Origin of the sequence: Streptomyces sp. NPDC048825, assembly GCF_043198355.1 — a bacterium.
Classification (GTDB): domain Bacteria; phylum Actinomycetota; class Actinomycetes; order Streptomycetales; family Streptomycetaceae; genus Streptomyces; species Streptomyces xiangluensis.
Genome location: NZ_JBICUR010000004.1, coordinates 66,912 through 86,766, shown reverse-complemented (window position 1 = coordinate 86,766; position 19,855 = coordinate 66,912). Strand labels below are relative to the sequence as shown.

Sequence of the window (19,855 nt, the reverse complement as noted above, 5' to 3'; positions counted from 1 at the left end):
CCGGACTCATGGCGCGGTGTCCTCGGCGAGGACCCGCGCCATGGTCCGTTCGGCGAGCGCGGTGATCGTCACGAACGGGTTCACTCCGATCGACCCGGGAACGAGCGAGCCGTCGGTGACGTACAGCTTCGAGTACCCCTTCACCCGGCCGTAGTTGTCGGTCGCCCTGCCCAGCACACAGCCGCCGAGCGGGTGGTACGTGAAGTCGTCGGCGAAGACCTTGTTGGACGAGCCGAACAGGTCGTACCGGTAGATCGTCGAGTTCGCGGAGTTGATCCGGTCGAACAGCTTCTTGGCCATGGAGACGGAGACCGCGCTCTGGGCGGCCGTCCAGCCCAGCCTCACCCCGCCTGTGCCGCTGTCGTACGAGAACGACGCCCGCTGCGGGTTCTTGGTGATCGCCAGATAGAGGCTGACCCAGTGCTCGAGGCCGGTGGGCAGCGGGGCGATCTCGGCGAAGACGGGGTTTGCGGTGTTGGCCCAGTCGTCGATGCCCATGACGGGCATGGTGGACTGTTTGGCCCCGACGGTGTCCCACAGATGGTTGGCCCGCCCGAGCATCACGTTCCCGTTGGTCCCCCAGCCGCTGCCGACGCTCGCGTCCAGGGCGGGAAGCGTCCCTGTCTCCCGTGCACGGACGAGGAGTTCGGTGGTGCCGAGGCTGCCGCCGCCGAGGAAGAGGTACGTGCAGCTGTACTGCTTGGTCTCGACGACCGTGCCGGTGGCGTCGATGCGGTCGGCGGTCAGGACGTACGAGCCGTCGGCGGCCCGGTCGATCCGGCGCACCTTCTCCAGCGTGTGGATGGTCACGTTCCCCGTCCCCAGCGCCGATGCCAGATACGTCTTGTCCAGGCTGCGCTTGCCGTGGTTGTTGCCGTAGATCACCTCCTGGGCGAGCGCCGACCTGGTCGCCGTACCGGCCGCCTCGCGCTGCATGTAGCCGAAGTCGTAGACGTTCGGCACGAACCTGGTCCGCAGGCCGGTGTTCTGAGCGTGCTTGCGGGACACACGCGTGAACTGGTACCACTCGGTCGACTCGAACCAGGCGGGGTCGACGTTGTTGACGCCGAGCACGGACCGGGCGCGCGGGAAGTACGTGCCGTACATCTCGTTCACGTCCACGGTGGGGAACTGCTCGGCGAAGTACGACTGGAGCGGGGTGACCGCCATGCCGCCGTTGACGAGCGAACCGCCCCCGACGCCCCGGCCTGCGAACACGGACATGTTGGCGAAGCGCACCCGGTCCAGGACCCCGGGGTACCGGCTGATGTCCCTGTTGACGAGGTCCAGCCACAGGAAGGTGGCGAGCGGCGCCTCGGTGCGCGTGCGGAACCACATGGAACGCTGGTCGGGGGCGGCCGTGGAGCAGAAGACCTTGCCGTCGGAGCCCGGCGTGTTCCACAGCCGGCCCATCTCGAGGACGATCGTGCGGATGCCTGCCTGACCGAGGCGGAGGGCGGCGACGGCACCGCCGTAGCCCGAGCCGATCACGATGGCGGGAGCGTGGTCGACGGCGGCCGGTTCGGCGGCCGACGCCGCCTGCAGACCGATGCGGGTGAGACCGGACGCGGCGGCGGTCTGGAGGGCCACCATCCCTAAGATCTGACGTCTTGTCAGCTGATGCTGCATCAGTTTTACTGTCATGTGCGCAGCATGTGCGGATTTTCCGGTTCCGCCTAGGGCTCTCGCTACAGCAACGTCCTCAATTTCTCCGCCAGCAGATCCCAGCGCCACGTCTCCTCGATCCACTGCCGCCCCCGCTCCCCCATCCGGCGACGGAGTTCCGCGTCGCCGAGGAGCGTCACGATGCGGTCGGCTGCCGCCTCGGGGGAGCCGCCCCGGACCACCCAGCCCGTTTCGCCGTCCAGCACCGCGTCCGGCGCGCCGCCGGAGTCGCCGGCGACGACCGGCAGGCCCGTCGCGGAGGCCTCCAGGTAGACGATGCCCAGGCCCTCCACGTCGAGCCCGCCCCGGCGGGTCCGGCAGGGCATGGCGAAGACGTCGCCCGCGCCGTAGTGGGCGGGGAGTTCGGACCAGGGCACGGCGCCGGTGAAGTGCACGGCGTCGGCGACCCCGGTCTCGTACGCGAGCTTGCGCAGCTCCCTCTCGTACGGTCCGCCGCCGACGATCAGCAGGACCGCCTCGGGCTCGCTCGCGAGGATGCGCGGCATCGCGAGGATGAGCGTGTCCTGGCCCTTGCGCGGGACGAGTCGCGAGACGCAGACGACGACCGGGCGGTCGGTGAGGCCGAGGCTGGCCCGTACGGCGTCTCCGCCCGAATCCGGGTGGAAGGTCTTCTCGTCGACGCCGGGCGGCAGTTGGACCATACGGCCTGCTGCCTCGGGCGTCAGCGCGGTGGCGATCCGTGAACGGGTGTACTCGCCGAGATAGGTGATCGTGTCCGTGGACTCGCCTATACGGCGCAGGAGTTGGCGCGAGGCGGGCAGCTGTGCCCAGCCGGCCTCGTGGCCGTGCGTGGTGGCCACAAGGCGCTCGGCACCGGCCTTGCGGAGTGCGGGCGCCATCAGGCCGAGCGGAGCCGCTGCGCCGAACCACACCGACGTGCAGCCGTGTCCCCGCAGCAGCCCTGCGGCCCGCCGGGTGACGGCCGGCGTCGGCAGCAGCATCGTCGTGCGGTCGCGTACGACGGTGAAGGGCTGCTCGGCGTCGAAGGCGGCGGTTGCCTCGATGCCGTCGCGTCCGCGTTTCCACGTGGACGCGTAGACGACGAGCTGGTCGGGGTCCAGGCGCAGGGCCATGTTGTGCAGGAAGGCCTGGATGCCGCCGGGTCTGGGCGGGAAGTCGTTGGTCACGATGAGGGTCTTGTGCATCGGGACCGACAGTAGCGGGTTGCCTCCGGCGGTTGGGCGGGGCGCCTGCGGGGGTGGTGGGTTCGGTTCATGGGCGACTGCCGGTGCGTTGTGGTTGCTCGCGCCCCGCGGCGGAGCCGCTGATGTCACAGCCCCGCGCCCCTGGGTGGTCTGTGGGTCGGGGCCGCGGGCCGGTGCGTCAGCCCGTCGCAGGGTGGGCATACGGCCCTCCGGCTCACACAGGGCGCGGGTTTCCTGAGACAGAACCTACGCGACGGGCATACGACGCACCGGCCCACGTCCCCTCCCGCCGGTGGGCAAGCGCGGGCACGTCGGGGCTGGTGAGCATGATGACTGACGGCTCCAGGAGCGCCCCTTCAGGGGCGCGGGGAACTGCGCGACAAGCCACAACGAACCCGCAGCCGCGACACGACCGTCACCCCCACCCCCTGGCGGGGGCCTGGGGCGCAGCCCCAGTTTCGGGAAGGGGCGGGCCTGGGGAAAGGACCCCTCCCACCCAGCCCCCGCGTACCCGCCGCCGAAAACGCGTCATCATGGCCATGCACGGGATCCGCACGAAGAGAACTGGGTGGCCATGGCGCGCGCGAGGGCGACGGGGACGTACGGGCTGCTCGCAGTCTGGGCCCTGACCAGAATCCTGCTGCTCCTCTTCGTCTTCAAGGTGGTCGTGTTCCCGGGTCCGGACGTCACCAGCGACGTTTCGGGGATCTACCAGGGCTGGTATCACACCCTGCGCGACGGCACCTTCCCGCTGAGCGACGTGGCCTGGCAGTATCCACCCGCCGCCGCGCTCCCGATCCTCTCCCCCGCGTTGCTGCCCTTCCTCGACTACCCCTCGGCGTTCTTCGTCCTCGTCTGCCTCGCCGACCTGTGCGTCCTCGCTCTGCTCCAATACGCGGGCCGGCGTCCCGGCCAGAGCCCGCGCGGCGCCTGGGTGTGGACGCTGGGTGTCCCGCTGCTCGGTCCGACGGTGTACGCCCGCTATGACGTGATGGTGACGGCCGTCGCCGTGGCGGCGTTGGTCGCCGGGCTGCGGCGGCCGCGGCTGTTGGGGGCGCTCGCGGCCTTTGGCGCGCTCCTGAAGGTGTGGCCGGTGCTGCTGCTGGTGGGCACCACGAAGCGCAAGCCCTGGGCCGCCGCGGCGGTGACGGCCGTGGCGATCGTGCTGGTGTTCACCGTGACGATGCCCGGCGCGTTCGCGTTCCTGACCGCACAGCGCGACCGGGGCACCGAGGTCGAGTCCCTCGGTGCCCTCGTCTTCCACGTCGCCCGGCACTTCGGCTGGGAGGGCGAGGTGCTGCTCAACTACGGCTCCGTGGAGTTCGTCGGCCCGTACGTCGGCGTCGTGAGCACCGCGGCTCTCATGCTGACCGTGCTCGCCTTCGGCTGGCTCCTGCTGTGGCGGCTTCGCGCCAGGCGATTCGCACCGCACACTCTCGCGGACGCCGCGTTCGTGGCCGTGCTCCTGTTCACGGTCACCAGCCGGGTGATCAGTCCCCAGTACCTGGTGTGGCTGATCGGCCTCGCCGCCGTCTGCCTGGTCTTCCGCGACAGCCGGATGACGCTGCCGACCGTCCTGCTCCTTGCGGCGGCCTTCGCGACGGTGCTGGAGTTCCCCCTCTGGTTCGGCAACGTCGTGGCCAGCGACGCCCTCGGCATCACCCTCCTCTTCGCACGCAACGGCCTGCTGCTCGCCGCGACGGCCGTCGCGGCGGTACGCCTCTGGCGCGATACGGTCTCGTACCCGCCGCCGGCTCCGGAGCCCGGCCAGGCGCCCCCGCCCCGTACCGGGCAGCTGATTCAGCCGAGTTGAGAGTTGAGGTACGCCCGCCACTGCTCGGTGAACTTCTCCGGGGTCGTATCCAGCGCGTCCCGCATCGCGGCCTCCACCGCACCCTCGCGCGTCCCGTGCGCGCCCACCGCACGGTAGAACTCGCCGAGGCGGACCTCGCCCCACCGTTCGGCGATCAGCCGGCAGGCCATCCAGCCGGCCTCGTACGCCTGCGCCAGCTCGCCCGCCTCCCCGCCGAACTCGAAGTCCCTGTCGGCCGGGAGCCCGCCGGGGATCCGCCCCTCGTGCACCGCGCTGCGCAGTTCGGGGGCGACCTGTGCCGGGGTGCGGCCGGTACCGCGGTAGCCGACCCAGTCCGCGTAGCCCTCCGAGAGCCACAGGGGGGTGGCCGCCGTGGTCTGTGCGCGGGTCGCGACATGGGTGGTCTCATGGGTGAGGACGACCTGCCGGCCGAAGGCGCCGAGGACGGCGTACGCGTCGGGGTTGACCACGATCCGGTCCGCGGGCGCCTTCTCCGCCCCGCCCGCCTCGCCGGTGGTGACCGCCGCTATCCCCCGGTATCCGGACGCGGGCGCCCCGAGCAGCTCCGCCATCTCCTCCAGCGACTTCGGTACGAGGACGACGACCCGCCCCGACCATTCCTCGCCCCACGCCTCGCGCACCGCGGGCACCGCGCGGTCGGCCAGTTCGGTGTAACCGCGCAGGGCTTCGGCCGTCTGCCCCACGCCGAGGACGAGGCTGTGTGTCCCGCGTACGACCTCGACGGCCCCCTGCTCCCACAGCTGCTCGCTGGCGTCCTCGGCGGGTCGGTCGGAGGCGACGTACCAGTGGCCGTCGGCGCGTCTCAGGCTCAGGGTGCGGGCGGCCACCAGGGGCGCCCTGTCGTAGCCGGCTATGCGGTAGCGGAGGTCCGCTTCGGCCGTGGCGCGGTCGCCGGAGCGGTGGAAGCCGGTCACGCGGTAGGACCAGGACTCCAGCGGCAGGGCTCGCAGCCGCTCGAACTCGGTGCGGGCGGCGGCCCGTTGACCGCTCGGCGCCCACGTCGTGACGTACGCGCTCCCGTTGCCGTCGAGCACCGCCCTCGCCCGCCGGTCGAGCAGCCGCTGGACGTCCGGGGCAGCGGGGTCGGAGTCCGTGGAGCCGCAGGCCACCAGACCGGCCAGCAACAGCCCGATCATCCACCACGGCGCACGCCCACGACCAGCCACAAGTCCTGATCGTACGGGCCCGGCGGCGCGTGGTCAGGGGCGCGTCACGGACGAGATCGGCATCATGCCGACGGGGTCGTAGCGCACGGGAGCGCCCGGGTAGGGCGCGTGGACCACCTGTCCGTTGCCCATGTACATCCCGATATGGCTGGCGTCGCTGCGGTACGCGACCAGGTCGCCGGGCTGCGCCTGCGAGAGCGGCACCTGGCGTCCGGCGTTCGCCTGGGCCTGTGAGGTGCGCGGCAGACCGACGCCGGCCTGCGCGTACGACCACTGCATGAGGCCCGAACAGTCGAAGCCGGTGGGCCCGTTGGCGCCCCAGACGTACGGGCGGCCGACGGCCGAGCTGGCCGCGGCGACGGCGGCTGCCGCGCGTGCGGAAGGCGGGACGACGCCGCCGAGGTCGGGGACGCGGCCGGAGCGGGAGGCCCGGTCGTAGGCGGCGCGCTCCTCGTCCGGCAGCGCGTTGAGGAGCCGCCGCGCTTTGGCGAGCTTCTGCTCGACGGTGCGTTTGTGGCGGGCCACGGCCGCGCGGCTCTTCTCCAGCTCGGCGAGGTCGTGGGTGGCTTCCTGGCGTTCCTGGGAGAGCTGCCTCATGGCGCCGCGGAGGTCCCTGAGCGCTCCGGCCTGGCGGGCGCCGATGCGGTCGAGTACGGCTGCCTTGTCGAGGTAGTCGTCGGGGTCGCCGGAGAACATCAGCGCCAGGGTGGGGTCGAGGCCGCCCGAGCGGTACTGGGCCCCGGCGAGCGAGCCGAGCGCGTCCCGCATGGTGTTGATGCGGTCCTGCTGGCGGGCCAGGCGGTCCTGGGCCGTGGTCACCTTCTCGCGCAGGGTCTCCGCGCGCTCGCCGGCCTTGTTGTGCGCTTCGGTGGCCCGCTCGGCCTCCGCGTACAGCCGGTCCACCTCGGCGCGTGCGTCGTCCTGTGGCGCGGACGGTGCGGACGGTGCGGCGCCGGCGGGAACGAGGCCGACGGCCGCTGCCGCGGCGGACAGTACGCAAAGGGTGGCGCTGCGGGCGCCCCGGTCGAGACCGGATGGTGCGGGACGGCGATGTGACCCCACGGGAAGCCGCTCTCCCTTCCGCTGACGGAACCCCCTGAGTTGGGGGAAGCGCGCCAGACAGTAGCCGCGCGACTACACAACGAACAAAGCCCTCGGCGTGCACGCACCGTGACGGCCCGCCTCAGACGCAGGTCATCGGCGGGACGTGCGGTCGGTGGGAGGCAGCGGAATTCCCCCGTTCGGACGGGTGGCGCCCCAGCTCAGGAGCCGCTCGCTCAGCGCAGGTGCCGCTCGAAGAACGCCATCGTCCGGTCCATCGAGTCCGGCCACCGGGGCGCGAACGTGTGCCCTTCACCGGCGTACTTCACGAACTCGACGCTCTTGCCCGCCGCCTCGAAGTCGGCCACCGTCCGCTCCGACCAGGCGATCGGGCAGGTGTCGTCGGCGGTGCCGTGGTGCAGCAGCAGCGGCTCGGTCACCCGGTCGACGTAGGTGAGCGGCGAGACCTGCTCCCAGAATTCCGGGTTCTCCTTGGGGGTGCCGTGCTTCGTCTCGATCTCGGCGACGATCGGATCGCCGTTACGGCGCTGGAAGTGGTCGAGGTTCTCGGCCGGACGTGAGCTCACGGGCGCGAAGACCACCGCGGCGTCGACCAGGCCGGGTGCCACCACCAGCGTGTTGTAGACGACGCCGCCGCCCATCGACCGTCCGAGCAGGCCGATCCGCTCCGGGTCGATCTCCGCCCGGCCGGACGAGCGCAGCGCCATGACGGCACCGATGACGTCCTCGGTGTAGCCGAGGCGGAGGTTCACGTCGTTGTCGGCGTCCTTGTCGGAGCCCGCGTGGTTGCGGTAGTCGGTGTGCAGGACCACGTAGCCGTTACGGGCCAGCAGGTCCTGTTCCCGCGCGAGGCCGCGCCCAGTGGTGTAGACGGCCGGGTCGATGTAGCCGTGGGCCAGTACCAGCGCCGGGAACGGTCCCTTGCCTCGGGGGATGTTCATCAGGCCCGAGATGGTGAGCCCGTTCGCCTCGTATGTGACCGTGTAGCTGGTGTAGGCATCGGTCCGTGCACGCACAGCGCCGAGTCGCAGGTCCGAGCCCGAGTGCTTGCGCGCGATCAGCCCCGGGATCGACACGGGGTTCGCCGGCGAAGGGCTCGGACTGGGCGTCGCGCTGGGGGCCTTGCTCGCCGCGCTGGACGACGCCGGTGGATTCGTACGCCCGGCGTCGTCGCCGTCATCGCTTCCGGTGCAGCCGACCGCCGCCACCAGGGCCAGTGCCAGCCCTGCGGCGATACGGGCCGCGCCCAGTATCCGCATGCGGCCCAGTATCGCCCGAGAGAATCAGACGCGTACGCCGAACTGGAAGGTGCCGATGGTGCTCATCGACTCGAAGCGGACGACGGCGCCCGGCTTCGGGGCGTGAATGATCGTGCCGTTGCCCGCGTACAGGCCGACGTGCCCGAGGTTGTTGAAGAAGACCAGGTCGCCGGGCGCAAGCTCGCCGCGACCGATCTTTGTGCCGTCGTTCTCCTGCGTGTACGTGGTCCGGGTGATCGACACCCCCGCCTGGGCGTAGGCCCACTGGGTCAGCCCGGAGCAGTCGTAGGAGTTGGGGCCGCTGCCACCGGAGACGTACGGCTTGCCGAGCTGGGTCTCGGCGGCGGCGAGGGCGGCGGCACCGCGGCCGGAGGCCGGCTTCTCGTTGCCGAGGTCGACGCGGTCCCCGGCGGAGCGGCTGGCGCGCTGCTCCTCGGCGGCCAGAGCCGCCTTTTCCTGGGCGGTCAGGGTGTTGAGGAGCTTCTGGGCGTCGGCGAGCTTGCCCTGGATTTCCTTCTTCTTCTCGCCCAGGGTCTTGCGGGTGTCGGCGAGGTCCTTGAGCTTCTCGGCGGCTTCCTTGCGCTGCTGGGCGAGCGTGCGCTGCTTCTCCTGGACCTTCTTCAGCGTCTCGACCTGCTGAGAGCTCAGCTGGTCCATCGTGGACGCCTTGTCGAGGTAGTCGTCCGGGTCGGAGGAGAGGAACAGCTGCACGGAGGGGTCGATGCCGCCCGAGCGGTACTGGGAGCTGGCCATCAGGCCGAGGCCGTCCCGGAGTTCGTTGAGATCGCCCTGGCCGCGTGCGACCTGGTCCTGGAGATCGCTGATCTCCTTCTCGAGCTTGTCCTGCTTCTCCTTGGCCCCGTTGTACTTGTCGGTGGCCAGCTCCGAGTCGTGGTAGAGCTTGTCGACCTTGGACTTGACTTCGTCCTTGCTCGGCTTCTCGCCGGGCGCGGCGTTGGCCGCCTGCGAAGTGAGGGCCACGGCAGCAGCGGCAGCGGTGGTGAGCACGGTCACGCGGGTGCGGCTCGGCTGCTTAGGTCGACGGTGGGACGCCACGTGGGCGAGCTCCTTCATTACCTCAGCCGCCACCGAGAACACCGGTTGGCGGTGCCCCTCCACCGTCACTCCCAATGAGTGATCGCCCGAGTGGGGGTTCGAGGCCAGACCCTAGTGATCCTCCTGTGATCAGATCAAATCCTTGCAGGAAAAATCTCGGCTACCGAGCGTTTTCTTTACTCCGAACTCACATGCGGTAATGCGCGCTTGACACTACGTTGCGTGAAGACCATGCCAATTCGGGCAAGCAGCACAGAGGTTGCGGTTGGGATCTATGGTCCTCATGGGGCGTACGCCCCAGAAGCTCTGCCGCGCTGGAGACGGCCGGGTCGCCTTCCCCGAACGGGCCCGGCTCAACCCCGCGAAAATCGCTTGAGGAGCACCGCGGAAGCCACCGGCCGCGCGCCCGCCTTGGCCACTCCGTCGGCCACTTCGCGGTCGGTCGAGGCGACGATGACGGGCCGCCCGGGAGGCTCTGCACGCACCAGCTGGCGGATCAACTCATCGGCGGTGACGCCCGCTTTGGAGAACAGCACCCGCACACCGCGCGGCGGCGCGAGCAGCACCGGCGCGGCCAGTTCGGCCCCGTCGAAGACGCAGGTGACCTCGGCGCCGGTCTGTGCGGCGAGCTGCGAGAGCTGGCCGAGGAGGCGCAACCGCTGCTTCTCCAGGGGCATTTGGGGATAGCCGGTCTTGGTGACGTTGTAGCCGTCGACGACCAGATGCGCCTGCGGCAGCGCGAGCAGCTGGTCGAGGATGGCGGGATCGTTTTCGGACAGTGCGCGGGCCGCGATGTCCTTCGGGGTCATCCGTCCCGGTTCGACGGCGTCCACCGTCTCCGCGGGCCGCACCGACACGGGCGGCAGAGCCAGCTCGCGCCTCAGCCCCTGTGCCGCGTCGAGCACGGTGTCGAGCAGCAGCCGTACGCGCATGTCCTCGACGCTGCGGCCCTCCCGCGCCGCTCTGCGGGCGGCCTCCAGGGCGGCCTCGGTCTCCCCGAGCCGCGCCTTGAGCCGCCGGCTCTCGCTCTCGGCGGCCGACACCTGGGCCTGCCCCTCGGTCCGTACGGACTCGATCTCGCCCCGCACCTTCCGCAGGGCGGCCTCGCCACGCTTGACGTCGCTGAGGGCCGAGCGCAGCTTGCGATGCAGCGATTCGGCCTCTTTCTTCGCCGACTCCAGCTCCGTGCGCAGCCGTTCGGTCTCGGCCCGGGTCTGGCCGCGGGCCTCGGCGAGTTCCTGGCGCAGCCGCTCCAGCTCGGCACGGTTCTCCTCGTCGGCGCGCTCGGCGTCCGCCCGCTGGGCCTCCTCACCCGCGGCGGTCACCAGCTTCACCCAGCCCGTGGGCCGGAGCACATAGGCCGCGGCCGCCACATCGAGCGGATCCGCGGCCGGGGGCGGCGAGCCCGAGTCGAGGGCGCCGGCGAGCTCCGGCTGGGCCTCTCTGAGCCGCTCGCTGATCCGCTGCCTGAAGAGCGGATCTGTCTCCAGGGCCGCCGCCATGGCGTTCCCCGCGAACTTGGCGCGGCGGGTCGGGGTGAAGCGGGCGTACTGCCGCAGCTGAGCGGGCAGCTCGGCGACCGTCAGCCCGCCGAAGCCGTCGGAGACGATCTGTACAACCCTGCGGCGCACTCCGTCGGGCATCGGACGGTCGAGCACCTCAGCGGCGCCGTCGACCGGCTCCCCGCCTGTGGTCTCCACCATCGGTCACCCCAATACGTCGACGGGGCCCGCTCCCTCAGGAGCCGGCGCCCGGCCTGTCCACCAGTTCCACCTGATCCACCGCATTGCACCAGCGGCAGCGCACCGACTCGATGGTCTCACTGACCACCTCCCGCTCCTCGACCTTCGGCTCACCGGCCAGATCGAGGTGCACGTACTCCACGACCTTCGACGAACGGGTCACGTCGAAGCGCGTGAGATTGCCGCAGAGCGTGCAGCGCCACCGGGTCTCGGCGGTCGGCAGGGGAACCGTCATCGTCGCAGTCGCTCGCTTTCCTCAAGTTTTCGTGCCGCGCCGGGCAGCCCCGGAGCTTGTTGGCTCGTAACCCTACGGCCTGGCGTGTAGTCGACGCCCGTCACCGGGCAACGGCGAGGCACTCTGTGCCGTCTGGTCCGGTTACGTCATGATCTGGTCATGATCGGCAACTGGGGTGCGACCCTCGTCCGGGCGGCCCGGAATCAGTCCGCACCGGTGACTCACTCACTGATCACCCTGTGCTGTCTGATCTTCCTGGTCGGCCCGGCCTCGGGGCTCAACCCGGTGTACGGCACCGGTGACGAGCTCCTCTCCGCACAGCGGGCCTATTTCGAGCGCTGGGGTGTAGTGCCCGTAGAGCTGTTCAGCGGGGCACCGCGCGCGGCCCTCACCCCGGCCACGGCGCTCTTCGTGCACGGCAGCTGGCTGCATCTCCTCGGCAACATGCTCTTCCTCTTCGTCTTCGGTGCGATGGCCGAGGAGCGGATGGGCCACCTTGCGTACGCCCTCTTCTACCTGGGCTGCGGCTGCCTTGCCCTGCTCGGCTACGCGGCCGCCCACGCCGACTCCGGACAGACCCTGGTCGGCGCCTCCGGGGCGATCTCCGCGGTCCTCGGCGCGTTCCTTTACCTGTTCCCCAAAGCCCGGGTGACCAGTCTCTTCCCGTTCTTGTTCTTCCTGCCGCTGCGGTTCCCGGCCTGGGTGGTCCTGCCGTTCTGGGTGTCCCTCCAGTGGCTGGCGGCGACCCGTGAGACACGGGGTCCGGGGGTCGCCTATCTGGCCCACCTCCTGGGCTTCTCGTTCGGCTTCGGCTACGCGTGGGTGCGCTACCGCTGGACGGCTACAGTGAAATCCCCAGCGACGGCCACCGAGGGAGAAAACCAGCCGTGATCACCGCGATCGTGCTCATCAAGACCAGCGTGGACCGGATTCCTGAGATCGCCGAGTCCATCGCGGCGCTGGACTCCGTCAGTGAGGTCTTCTCCGTGACCGGTACGTACGATCTGATCGCCATGGTCCGGGTGAAGGCCCATGACGATCTGGCGGACATCATCCCCGGGCAGATCAGCAAGATTCCGGGCGTGGAGGCCACGGACACGCATGTGGCGTTCCGTACGTACTCCCAGCATGACCTGGAGGCCGCGTTCGCCATCGGCCTGGACAGCTGAGGGTCTGCCGGCCGCTGGATGAAGAGTTCCTCATCTTGGACTCATCCTCGGTGACGGGTTCCGCCCGCAGGATCTGAGCCATGAGCTTCTCTCATCGCATCGCAGCCCTCACGGCCGTCGTGGCCATTCCGCTCGGGATCGCCGCGACCAGTTACGCCCTGACCGACAGCCCGGAGTCCCCCAAGGTGCCCGCCAAGGTGGAGCTCGACAAGGGCGATTCGCCGTCTCGGACTCCCTCCAAGAAACCGGCACCCAGTGACGAGGTCGTCTCCCGGCCTCCGGTGACCGACGACGACAACAGCGACGACGGCGGAGCAGGGGGCAGGACGGACGACGGAGCGGGTAGCAGGACGAGTGGCGGCGGATCAGGTGGCGCGGCAGATGACGACGGGCCCGTCGACGACGGGCCCGTCGACGACGACGGCGGCGCCGGCGACGACGGCTGAGCCCGTTCCCGTACGCCGGTGGATCACGGCCCGGGTCCGCATCCTGCTCTGGCTGCTGCTCGTGACGGCGGTCGCCTTCGCGGCGGTGGCCATGACCACCCGCTCGATCCTGCTGCGCGACGTCGACAACCGGGTCAGCCGACTGCTCGCGCAGGAGACCGGCGAGTTCGCCAACTTCGAGACCCGGGGCAAGGACCCGGAGACCGGTCGCCCCTTCACCGACCCCGAGCGGCTGCTGGAGGTCTTCCTGGAGCGGCAGTACGCCGATCCCGACGAGGAGCTGATCGGCCTGATCGGACGGCCGGACCAGGGCCCCGCACAGCGCACCCAGCCACGTGAGATCGACGTCCCCCGGCCCCTGCATGACGACCGGGAAGCCCGCCGCCGCATCTTCGACTCCCCGGACTCCACCGGTACGCTGCACCGCGCCTCCGGAGAGATCCGCTGGGCCAAGGTCGCCGTCGCCCGACCCGGCGGCGAGCCCGAGGCCGCCTTCGTCGTCGCCTTCCACCCCGGGCGCGAGCAGGCCCGCGCCAACGAGGTCTTCCGTATCCTGCTGGCCATCTCCGGGGTCGCGCTGGTGATGACGACGGGCATCGGCTGGGTGGTGGCCGGGCGTATCCTCAAGCCCGTACGCCTGGTCCGTACCGCCGCCGCGCAACTCACCGAGCAGGACCTCACCCGGCGTATTCCGGTCCATGGCCGGGACGACGTGGCGGCGCTCGCCGAGACGTTCAACGCGATGCTGGACCGGCTTGAGCGGGCCTTCGCCGCCCAGCGGGAGTTCGTCGACGACGCGGGCCACGAGCTGCGCACCCCGATCACGATCGTGCGCGGCCACCTGGAGCTGATGGGCGACGATCCGGCCGAGCGCGAGGAGACCATACGCCTGGTCACCGACGAGCTGGACCGGATGAGCCGCATCGTCGAGGACCTGCTGCTGCTCGCCAAGGCCGAGCGCCCCGACTTCGTCACGCCCGAGCCCGTGCAGCTCGGCGAACTCACCGCCGACGTCTTCGTCAAGGCCCGCACGCTCGGCGAGCGCCGCTGGGAGCTGGCCGAAGTCGCCGACGGGGAGGTCCGCCTCGACCCGCAGCGCATCACCCAGGCGATGGTCCAGCTCGCGCAGAACGCCGTACAGCACACGGCTCCCGGCCAGTCCGTCCGCATCGGCTCGCGCCTCGACGGCTCCCGTATCGAGCTGTACGTCGCCGACTCGGGGCCCGGGGTTCAGCCGCAGGACACCGAGCTGATCTTCGAACGGTTCCGCCGTGGCACCGCACGGCGCGGCGCCCGCGGCTCCGGCGCCGGCCTCGGCCTGTCGATCGTCCGGGCCATCGCGGAGGGGCATCGCGGGCAGGTGGAGCTCCGGGACACCGAGGGCGGCGGGGCCACCTTCGTACTCGTACTGGAAGAGGAACGCACATGACGGGGTGTCGCGGATGAACCGCATCCTGATCGTCGAGGACGAGGAGCGCATCGCCTCCTTCGTCGAGAAAGGCCTGCGCGCGGGCGGTTTCACCACGACCGTCGTCGGCGACGGAGACGCGGCCTACGAGTATGCGCTGACCGGCGGATTCGACCTGGTGATCCTCGACATCGGGCTGCCCGGACGGGACGGCTTCACGGTGCTGCGGGAACTGCGCGAGGCCCGGGTGACGGTCCCGGTGATCGTGCTGACCGCCCGGGACTCCGTACGTGACACGGTGGCCGGCCTGGAGGGCGGCGCCGACGACTGGATGACCAAGCCGTTCCGCTTCGAGGAACTCCTCGCCCGGGTGCGGCTGCGGCTGCGTACGGCGGTCAGGGCGCCCGAGGTGACCATGCTGCGCGGCGGGGATCTCACGCTGGACCTGCGCACCCGCAGGGCCCGCGCGGGAGAGCGGACGGTCGATCTGACGGCACGGGAGTTCGTGCTGCTCGAGCTGTTCCTGCGGCACCCCGGGCAGGTGCTCTCGCGCGAGCAGATCCTGTCCCATGTGTGGGGGTACGACTTCGACCCCGGGTCCAACATCGTGGACGTCTACGTCCGTGCGCTGCGCAAGAAGCTGGGGGCGCAAAGCGTGGAGACGGTACGCGGGATGGGGTACCGGCTGCCGGGGTGACGCCGGACCCGTCCGCGTGAACTTCCTTTCATCTACGGCTCATTGAGGGCTCACCGCGCGCGTGAACTCTGGATGTCGTGAGCCTGACTTCCCCACAAATACGCCAAGCCGCCGCCCTCTGCGTGGCCCTCAGCATCTGCGCCCTGCTGGTCGTGCCCGGCAACTTCCCCGGGCTCGGCGGTGACGCCAGACTGACGCTCGCCGTCTTCGTCCTGGCGACCTGCGCCTGGATCGGTACGCCCATCGACGACACGTACATCGCCCTGGGCGCCGGACTCGCCCTCACGGTGACCGGGGTGATCAGCAGCAACACGCTCTTCGGCACCCTCGGAGACCCGACCGTGTGGCTGCTGATCTGCGCCTTCGTACTCGCCGCCGCGGTGGCCCGGACCGGACTCGCGGGGCGGGCGGCGGCGTTCCTGGTGAGCGGGGCGCGCAGCGTTCGTCAGTTGGCCCATCTGACCACGGCGGCGCTGGTCGTGACGGCCTTCGCAGTGCCCGCCACCTCCGGCCGGGCGGCGCTCGCGCTGCCGGTGTTCCTCGCGCTCGCCAAGGTGCTGGCCGACCGGAAGCGACTGGTCGTGATGCTGGCGCTGCTGTTCCCGACCGTGATCCTTCTGTCCGCGGTGGCGACCCTGATCGGCGCGGGAGCGCATCTGATCACGGTGTCGGTGCTGTGGGAGGCGACCGGCAACCGGGTCGGCTTCACACAATGGCTGCTGCTCGGCCTGCCGTTGGCAGTGGCCTCCTCCCATCTGGCCGCGGAAGTAGTGCTGTTGACGACCACCAGGCGCGCGGACCGCCGAGGTCCCGTACGGATCACGGCCGATGACATCCAGCGGCACAGCGAGCAGCCGGTCACCGGCCCCTGGTCGTCCGCCGAGTCGCGCTGTCTGCTGCTGCTCGCCACCGTGGTGGCCCTGTGGTGCAGCGAACCGCTCCACCAGGTACCCCCCGCGGTAGTCGCCCTGATCGGCGCGGTCGTCGCGTCCTCGCCCGCGCTCGGGACCGTCCATCTCAAGGACGCCCTCAAGACCGTGCCCTGGTCGCTGCTCCTCTTCATGGCCGCGACGATGGCGATGGGGGTCGCGCTCGCGAACTCGGGGGCGGCGAAGTGGCTGGTCGCCGGCCTTCCGGTCGACGTGGAGCCATGGCTCTTCCTCGCGCTCGTCGTCGCGGTCAGCACGGCGGCACACCTCATACTCCAGTCCCGCTCGGCCCGCTCGTCCGTCCTCGTCCCGCTGGTCGTCGCGGCGGCCGTGGGCGCCGGGGTCAACCCCGTGGCCGCCGCGCTGGCGTCCACCGCGGCGGCGGGCTTCTGCCACACGCTCCCGGCCTCCGCGAAACCGGTCACGCTCTTCGCTGAGATCCCCGGCACGCCGACCTACACCCCACGCGACCTGCTGCGCCTGTCCGGCGTACTGGCCCCGCTGACCGTCGCACTCGTCCTGCTCTTCGCGCTCGCGGTGTGGCCGCTGCTGGGCGTACCGGTGCTCAAGCCCTGAACAGCCCGCCCCCACCCCTGAAGGAGTACCCCCATGCTGACCCGTTTCGCCGTGGCCCCCAGCGGCTTCAAAGAGTCCTTGTCCGCCCGGGCCGCCGCCGACGCCATCGCGGCCGGTGTACGCCGTGTCGTCCCGGACGCCGAGGTCGACCTCATCCCCCTGGTCGACGGCGGCGAGGGCACGGCCGCCGCCCTTGCCGCCTCGACCGGGGGCCGGCTGGTCGCGCTGCCCGCCACAGGGCCGGTAGGGGAACTCGTCGGCACCCACTTCGCGCTTCTCGGTTCGCGGGACACGGCGGTGGTGGAGATGGCGGCGGTCGCGGGCCTCTCCCTCGTCCCGCACGGCCTGCGCGACCCGGGCGCCACGACCACGTACGGCGTCGGCGAACTGATCCGCGCCGCCCTCGACACAGGCGTACGACGGATCCTGGTGGGCTGCGGCGATTCGGGCACGTCGGACGGGGGCGCCGGTGTGCTCCAGGCACTCGGCGCCCGGCTGCTCGACGCGGACGGCTTCGAACTGCCGCATGGTGGGCGGGAGTTGAACCGCCTGCACCGGATCGACCCTTCCGGACTCGACCCCCGGCTCTCCCAGGTGGAGCTGCTCGTCGCCTGCAACCCGTACAACGTGCTGTGCGGCGAGCGCGGCGTCGCGCGGGTATTCGGCCCGCAGAAGGGCGCGACCCCCGCGCAGGTCGAGGAGCTGTCGGCGGCCCTGGAGAACTGGGCGTACGTCCTCAAGCGGGACCTCGCGGTCACCTCCGACCTGTGCGGCGGCCCTGGAACCGGCGCCTCAGGAGGCCTGGGCGCGGGCCTGGCCTCCCTCGGCGCCCGCCTCCTGCCCCGCTTCGAGGTGCTCCTCGACCACCTCGACCTGGACGCCCGCCTCGCCCGCGCCGACCTGGTCCTCACCGCCGAGGGCGCCCTGGACCGCCAGACACCGCGCGGCAAGGTACCCGCGGAGGTGGCCCGCCGCGCCAAACTGCACGGCCGCCCGGTCCTCGCCCTGGCGGGCACGCTCGGCGAAGGCGCGCACACCGTGCCGGGCGTGGACGCCTTCACCGGCATCCTGCCCGCCCCGATGGCCCTCGCCGAGGCACTGGTCCGCGGCAGCGAACTCCTCACGGACGCGACCGAGCGGGCCCTGCGGATGATCCTGCTGGGGGCGGGGTTGCCGAGGGGGGTGAGGGTGTGACGCCTAGCCCGGCACGTCGACGGCGGCGATGCCGTTGCGGGTGCCCACGTACACGCGCATCCCGCGCTCGGGGTGGGCACTGACCACCGGCTGGAAGGCCGGGACCGACGGGTCGGAGAAGGTCAGCGCCCACCTCTGCTCGCCCTTGCGGTTCACGACGTACAGCGTCTGGCCGAGTAGGGCGTAGACGTGGTCCTCGTGGACGGTCGGGTCGCTGTAGTAATGCGAGTACTCCGCGTGACGCTTGCCCCGCACCGTCCATACCGTGGATCCGTCGGCGGGGTCGACAGCCACGAGCAGATCCGGGGTCGTGGTGACGGCCAGGTCCCCGAAGGGGATGTACACGCTCTCGCGCAACGTGTCCCCGACGACGTCGTCGTTACTGGCATTCCACAGCGCCTTGCCGCGCGTCACGCTCAGTCCCAGCACGGAATCCGAGCCCTCGGATCCCAACACGAGGGTGCTGCCGACGAGTGCGGGACGTCCGGCCTGGGTGCCCACGTCGGACGTCCACAGCGTTCTCCCGTCCTGGCCGTCCACGGCGATCAGCGACTTGTAGGTGCTCACATAGACCACGCCGTCCGCCACCATGGGCGTGGTGACGATCGGATCCTGCGTCCGTGCGTTCCAGGCCACACTTCCGTCGGGCCGGAACGCGCGCACCATGCCCTTGTCCTCGGTCAAGTCAGTGGTCACGAGCACCAGATCGCCGACCTTCACAGGGAACCTCACGAACCTCGCCTCGTCGAGCCCACGCTGCCAGCGCACATCCCCTTTCGGGTCCACCGCGCACAGCTTCACAGGGCCGTCGTTATGCAGACAGTAGGCACCGTCGGTCGTGACGACGGACGATCCCACCAACCCTGCCCACAGGGGCGGTTCTCCCAGCCTCGTCTCCCATTGGCCCTCACCGTCCGGAGAGACCGCGCGCAGTCTGCCGTCCATACCTCCGAAGTACACCAGGTCGCCGTCGGGCGACAACGCGACGGCGGGGCCGCCGTCTCTGTGGGTCTCGATGCTGCCGAAGGCCCAAGCAATGAGCGCGGGCTGCGGCGTGGCCACAGACCGCTTCGACGGCGAGGCGCTGGCGGTGCTCTTGCCCCGCACGGCGTCGCCCCCGGCATCCCGGTCCTGCAGCAACAGCCATCCGCCGGTGCCGGCCCCGGCGGCGACCAGCCCTCCGGCCGCGAGCCCCTGCAGCAGGCGTCGCCGTGACGGCGCCGCCGGCGCGGCGACCGGAACGTCCTGGACCGTCAGGGGAGCCACGTACTCGACCCGGCTCTCACCCTCACCCGATCCCCTCTCCGGAAGCCACCGCTCGTCTCCCCCGACCGGGCCGGCGGCGGTGAACCAGCCCGGCCGTAACCTCTCGCGCAGGGACTGTGCCGTGTACCCCGTGGCCGCGACCACCTCGGCCGGAGTCGGCCGGTCCTCCGGGGTCTCTGAGAGACAGGCCTCGATCAGCGTCCGGATCCCCTCCGGCACCCCGGACAGGTCGATGTCCCGGTTCAGGATGCGCATCAGGATCACCGCGTCCTTGCCCTCGCCGAAGGGCTCACGCCCCGCCGACGCGTGCGCGAGGACCGCGCCCAGCGAGAACACGTCGCTCGGCGGCCCCACTTGCCCACCGGTGCGGATCTGCTCGGGCGAGACGTACCCGACCGAGCCGACGACGACTCCGGTCCGGGTCAGCGCGGTCGCCTCCAGCGCTCGTACGATCCCGAAGTCGATGACCCGCGGACCGTCCGCCGCCAAAAGGATGTTGGACGGCTTGAGGTCCCGGTGGACCATGCCCTGCGCATGGATCGCCACGAGCGCCTCGCCAAGGGCCGCCGCCAGCACCCGCACCGCCTCCTCGGGCAGCGGACCGTGGTCGAGGACGGCGTCGCGCAGGTTCGGCCCGTCGACGAACTCCGTTGCCATCCAGGGCCGTTCGCCCTCGGTGTCGGCGTCGACGACCCGGGCGGTGTACGTCCCTGCCCCGCCGACGGTCTGCGCGGCCCGCACCTCATGGCGGAACCGGGCGCGGAAGATGCGGTCCTCGGCGTGCTCGCCGCGCACCACCTTCACGGCCAGCCGCGGACCGGCGGGCGACTCGGCGAGATAGACCTCGCCCATGCCACCCGCACCGAGTCTGCCAAGGACCTCGTACGGCCCGATCCGCCGTGGATCCGTCTCGCGCAACACCTGCAGCACCCTGTGCTCCCCCTGTCCGGTCGTGCGATCCGAACGGCCGTCCAAAAGGAGCGTA

General features: G+C 70.9%; 17 protein-coding genes. 8 read left to right on the top strand and 9 right to left on the bottom strand.

Annotation, left to right across the window (positions count from 1 at the left end):
- Positions 1 to 6: 6 nt before the first annotated feature.
- Positions 7 to 1,593 (bottom strand): GMC oxidoreductase, encoded by a 1,587-nt coding sequence (locus tag ACGFNK_RS11775; protein ID WP_393415548.1) that lies wholly within the window; start codon positions 1,591 to 1,593, stop codon positions 7 to 9.
- A 95-nt stretch (positions 1,594 to 1,688) separates the two neighbouring features.
- Positions 1,689 to 2,831: a glycosyltransferase family 4 protein gene (locus tag ACGFNK_RS11770; protein ID WP_393414598.1), complete on the bottom strand. Its 1,143-nt coding sequence runs from the start codon at positions 2,829 to 2,831 to the stop codon at positions 1,689 to 1,691.
- Between the two features lie 574 nt (positions 2,832 to 3,405).
- On the opposite strand from ACGFNK_RS11770, the gene ACGFNK_RS11765 reads away from it, so the two are divergent.
- Positions 3,406 to 4,644: a glycosyltransferase 87 family protein gene (locus tag ACGFNK_RS11765; RefSeq protein ID WP_393414595.1), complete on the top strand. Its 1,239-nt coding sequence runs from the start codon at positions 3,406 to 3,408 to the stop codon at positions 4,642 to 4,644.
- Here the strand turns inward: ACGFNK_RS11765 and ACGFNK_RS11760 are convergent.
- The 6 genes from ACGFNK_RS11760 to ACGFNK_RS11735 form a co-directional block, all read right to left on the bottom strand.
- Positions 4,632 to 5,801 (bottom strand): hypothetical protein, encoded by a 1,170-nt coding sequence (locus ACGFNK_RS11760; protein WP_393415546.1) that lies wholly within the window; start codon positions 5,799 to 5,801, stop codon positions 4,632 to 4,634. The two genes, ACGFNK_RS11765 and ACGFNK_RS11760, sit on opposite strands and share 13 nt — an antisense overlap.
- Before the next feature lie 63 nt (positions 5,802 to 5,864).
- On the bottom strand, positions 5,865 to 6,893 hold the full coding sequence (locus tag ACGFNK_RS11755; protein WP_393414592.1) for an NlpC/P60 family protein: 1,029 nt from the start codon (positions 6,891 to 6,893) through the stop codon (positions 5,865 to 5,867).
- A gap of 215 nt (positions 6,894 to 7,108) precedes the next feature.
- Positions 7,109 to 8,152: an alpha/beta hydrolase family protein gene (locus ACGFNK_RS11750; protein WP_393414589.1), complete on the bottom strand. Its 1,044-nt coding sequence runs from the start codon at positions 8,150 to 8,152 to the stop codon at positions 7,109 to 7,111.
- Between the two features lie 24 nt (positions 8,153 to 8,176).
- On the bottom strand, positions 8,177 to 9,208 hold the full coding sequence (locus tag ACGFNK_RS11745) for an NlpC/P60 family protein (protein WP_393414586.1): 1,032 nt from the start codon (positions 9,206 to 9,208) through the stop codon (positions 8,177 to 8,179).
- A 353-nt stretch (positions 9,209 to 9,561) separates the two neighbouring features.
- Entirely contained in the window at positions 9,562 to 10,911 is a 1,350-nt protein-coding gene (locus ACGFNK_RS11740; RefSeq protein ID WP_393414583.1) for an NYN domain-containing protein, read from the bottom strand.
- A gap of 34 nt (positions 10,912 to 10,945) precedes the next feature.
- Entirely contained in the window at positions 10,946 to 11,185 is a 240-nt protein-coding gene (locus ACGFNK_RS11735) for a hypothetical protein (RefSeq protein ID WP_033327390.1), read from the bottom strand.
- A 159-nt stretch (positions 11,186 to 11,344) separates the two neighbouring features.
- On the opposite strand from ACGFNK_RS11735, the gene ACGFNK_RS11730 reads away from it, so the two are divergent.
- The 7 genes from ACGFNK_RS11730 to ACGFNK_RS11700 all read left to right on the top strand — a co-directional run bounded on the left by ACGFNK_RS11730 (position 11,345) and on the right by ACGFNK_RS11700 (position 17,604).
- Positions 11,345 to 12,076 carry a rhomboid family intramembrane serine protease gene (locus ACGFNK_RS11730; protein ID WP_386346002.1) on the top strand — a complete coding sequence of 244 codons (732 nt, stop codon included), beginning with the start codon at positions 11,345 to 11,347 and terminating at the stop codon, positions 12,074 to 12,076.
- Positions 12,073 to 12,354 (top strand): Lrp/AsnC family transcriptional regulator, encoded by a 282-nt coding sequence (locus ACGFNK_RS11725; protein ID WP_386346004.1) that lies wholly within the window; start codon positions 12,073 to 12,075, stop codon positions 12,352 to 12,354. Before ACGFNK_RS11730 ends, ACGFNK_RS11725 begins: the two co-directional genes overlap by 4 nt.
- An 80-nt stretch (positions 12,355 to 12,434) precedes the next feature.
- Positions 12,435 to 12,800 carry a small secreted hydrophilic protein gene (locus ACGFNK_RS11720; RefSeq protein ID WP_393414578.1) on the top strand — a complete coding sequence of 122 codons (366 nt, stop codon included), beginning with the start codon at positions 12,435 to 12,437 and terminating at the stop codon, positions 12,798 to 12,800.
- The gene (locus ACGFNK_RS11715) at positions 12,736 to 14,229 is read left to right on the top strand and encodes an ATP-binding protein (RefSeq protein WP_393414575.1); all 1,494 of its coding nucleotides are present in this window, start codon (positions 12,736 to 12,738) and stop codon (positions 14,227 to 14,229) included. The genes ACGFNK_RS11720 and ACGFNK_RS11715 overlap by 65 nt, the downstream gene beginning before the upstream one ends.
- 13 nt (positions 14,230 to 14,242) lie before the next feature.
- Positions 14,243 to 14,905, top strand: a complete 663-nt coding sequence (locus tag ACGFNK_RS11710) for a response regulator transcription factor (protein WP_165340769.1) — start codon at positions 14,243 to 14,245, stop codon at positions 14,903 to 14,905.
- An 83-nt stretch (positions 14,906 to 14,988) separates the two neighbouring features.
- A complete protein-coding gene (locus ACGFNK_RS11705) occupies positions 14,989 to 16,410 on the top strand; it encodes an SLC13 family permease (protein ID WP_393415544.1) in 1,422 nt (473 codons plus the stop codon).
- Positions 16,411 to 16,443: 33 nt separating this feature from the next.
- Positions 16,444 to 17,604, top strand: a complete 1,161-nt coding sequence (locus ACGFNK_RS11700; RefSeq protein ID WP_393414572.1) for a glycerate kinase — start codon at positions 16,444 to 16,446, stop codon at positions 17,602 to 17,604.
- A 3-nt stretch (positions 17,605 to 17,607) separates the two neighbouring features.
- Here the strand turns inward: ACGFNK_RS11700 and ACGFNK_RS11695 are convergent, their stop codons facing one another.
- Positions 17,608 to 19,800 carry a PQQ-binding-like beta-propeller repeat protein gene (locus ACGFNK_RS11695; RefSeq protein ID WP_393414570.1) on the bottom strand — a complete coding sequence of 731 codons (2,193 nt, stop codon included), beginning with the start codon at positions 19,798 to 19,800 and terminating at the stop codon, positions 17,608 to 17,610.
- Positions 19,801 to 19,855 lie beyond the last annotated feature (55 nt).

Coding starts and splice junctions, on each gene's coding strand:
- ACGFNK_RS11770 (WP_393414598.1), bottom strand. CDS start 2,831: ATGCACAAGACCCTCATCGTGACCAACGACTTCCCGCCCAGACCCGGC.
- ACGFNK_RS11760 (WP_393415546.1), bottom strand. CDS start 5,801: ATGATCGGGCTGTTGCTGGCCGGTCTGGTGGCCTGCGGCTCCACGGAC.
- ACGFNK_RS11750 (WP_393414589.1), bottom strand. CDS start 8,152: ATGCGGATACTGGGCGCGGCCCGTATCGCCGCAGGGCTGGCACTGGCC.
- ACGFNK_RS11715 (WP_393414575.1), top strand. CDS start 12,736: ATGACGACGGGCCCGTCGACGACGGGCCCGTCGACGACGACGGCGGCG.
- ACGFNK_RS11710 (WP_165340769.1), top strand. CDS start 14,243: ATGAACCGCATCCTGATCGTCGAGGACGAGGAGCGCATCGCCTCCTTC.
- ACGFNK_RS11700 (WP_393414572.1), top strand. CDS start 16,444: ATGCTGACCCGTTTCGCCGTGGCCCCCAGCGGCTTCAAAGAGTCCTTG.
- ACGFNK_RS11735 (WP_033327390.1), bottom strand. CDS start 11,185: ATGACGGTTCCCCTGCCGACCGCCGAGACCCGGTGGCGCTGCACGCTC.
- ACGFNK_RS11720 (WP_393414578.1), top strand. CDS start 12,435: ATGAGCTTCTCTCATCGCATCGCAGCCCTCACGGCCGTCGTGGCCATT.
- ACGFNK_RS11775 (WP_393415548.1), bottom strand. CDS start 1,593: ATGGTGGCCCTCCAGACCGCCGCCGCGTCCGGTCTCACCCGCATCGGT.
- ACGFNK_RS11740 (WP_393414583.1), bottom strand. CDS start 10,911: ATGGTGGAGACCACAGGCGGGGAGCCGGTCGACGGCGCCGCTGAGGTG.
- ACGFNK_RS11730 (WP_386346002.1), top strand. CDS start 11,345: ATGATCGGCAACTGGGGTGCGACCCTCGTCCGGGCGGCCCGGAATCAG.
- ACGFNK_RS11765 (WP_393414595.1), top strand. CDS start 3,406: ATGGCGCGCGCGAGGGCGACGGGGACGTACGGGCTGCTCGCAGTCTGG.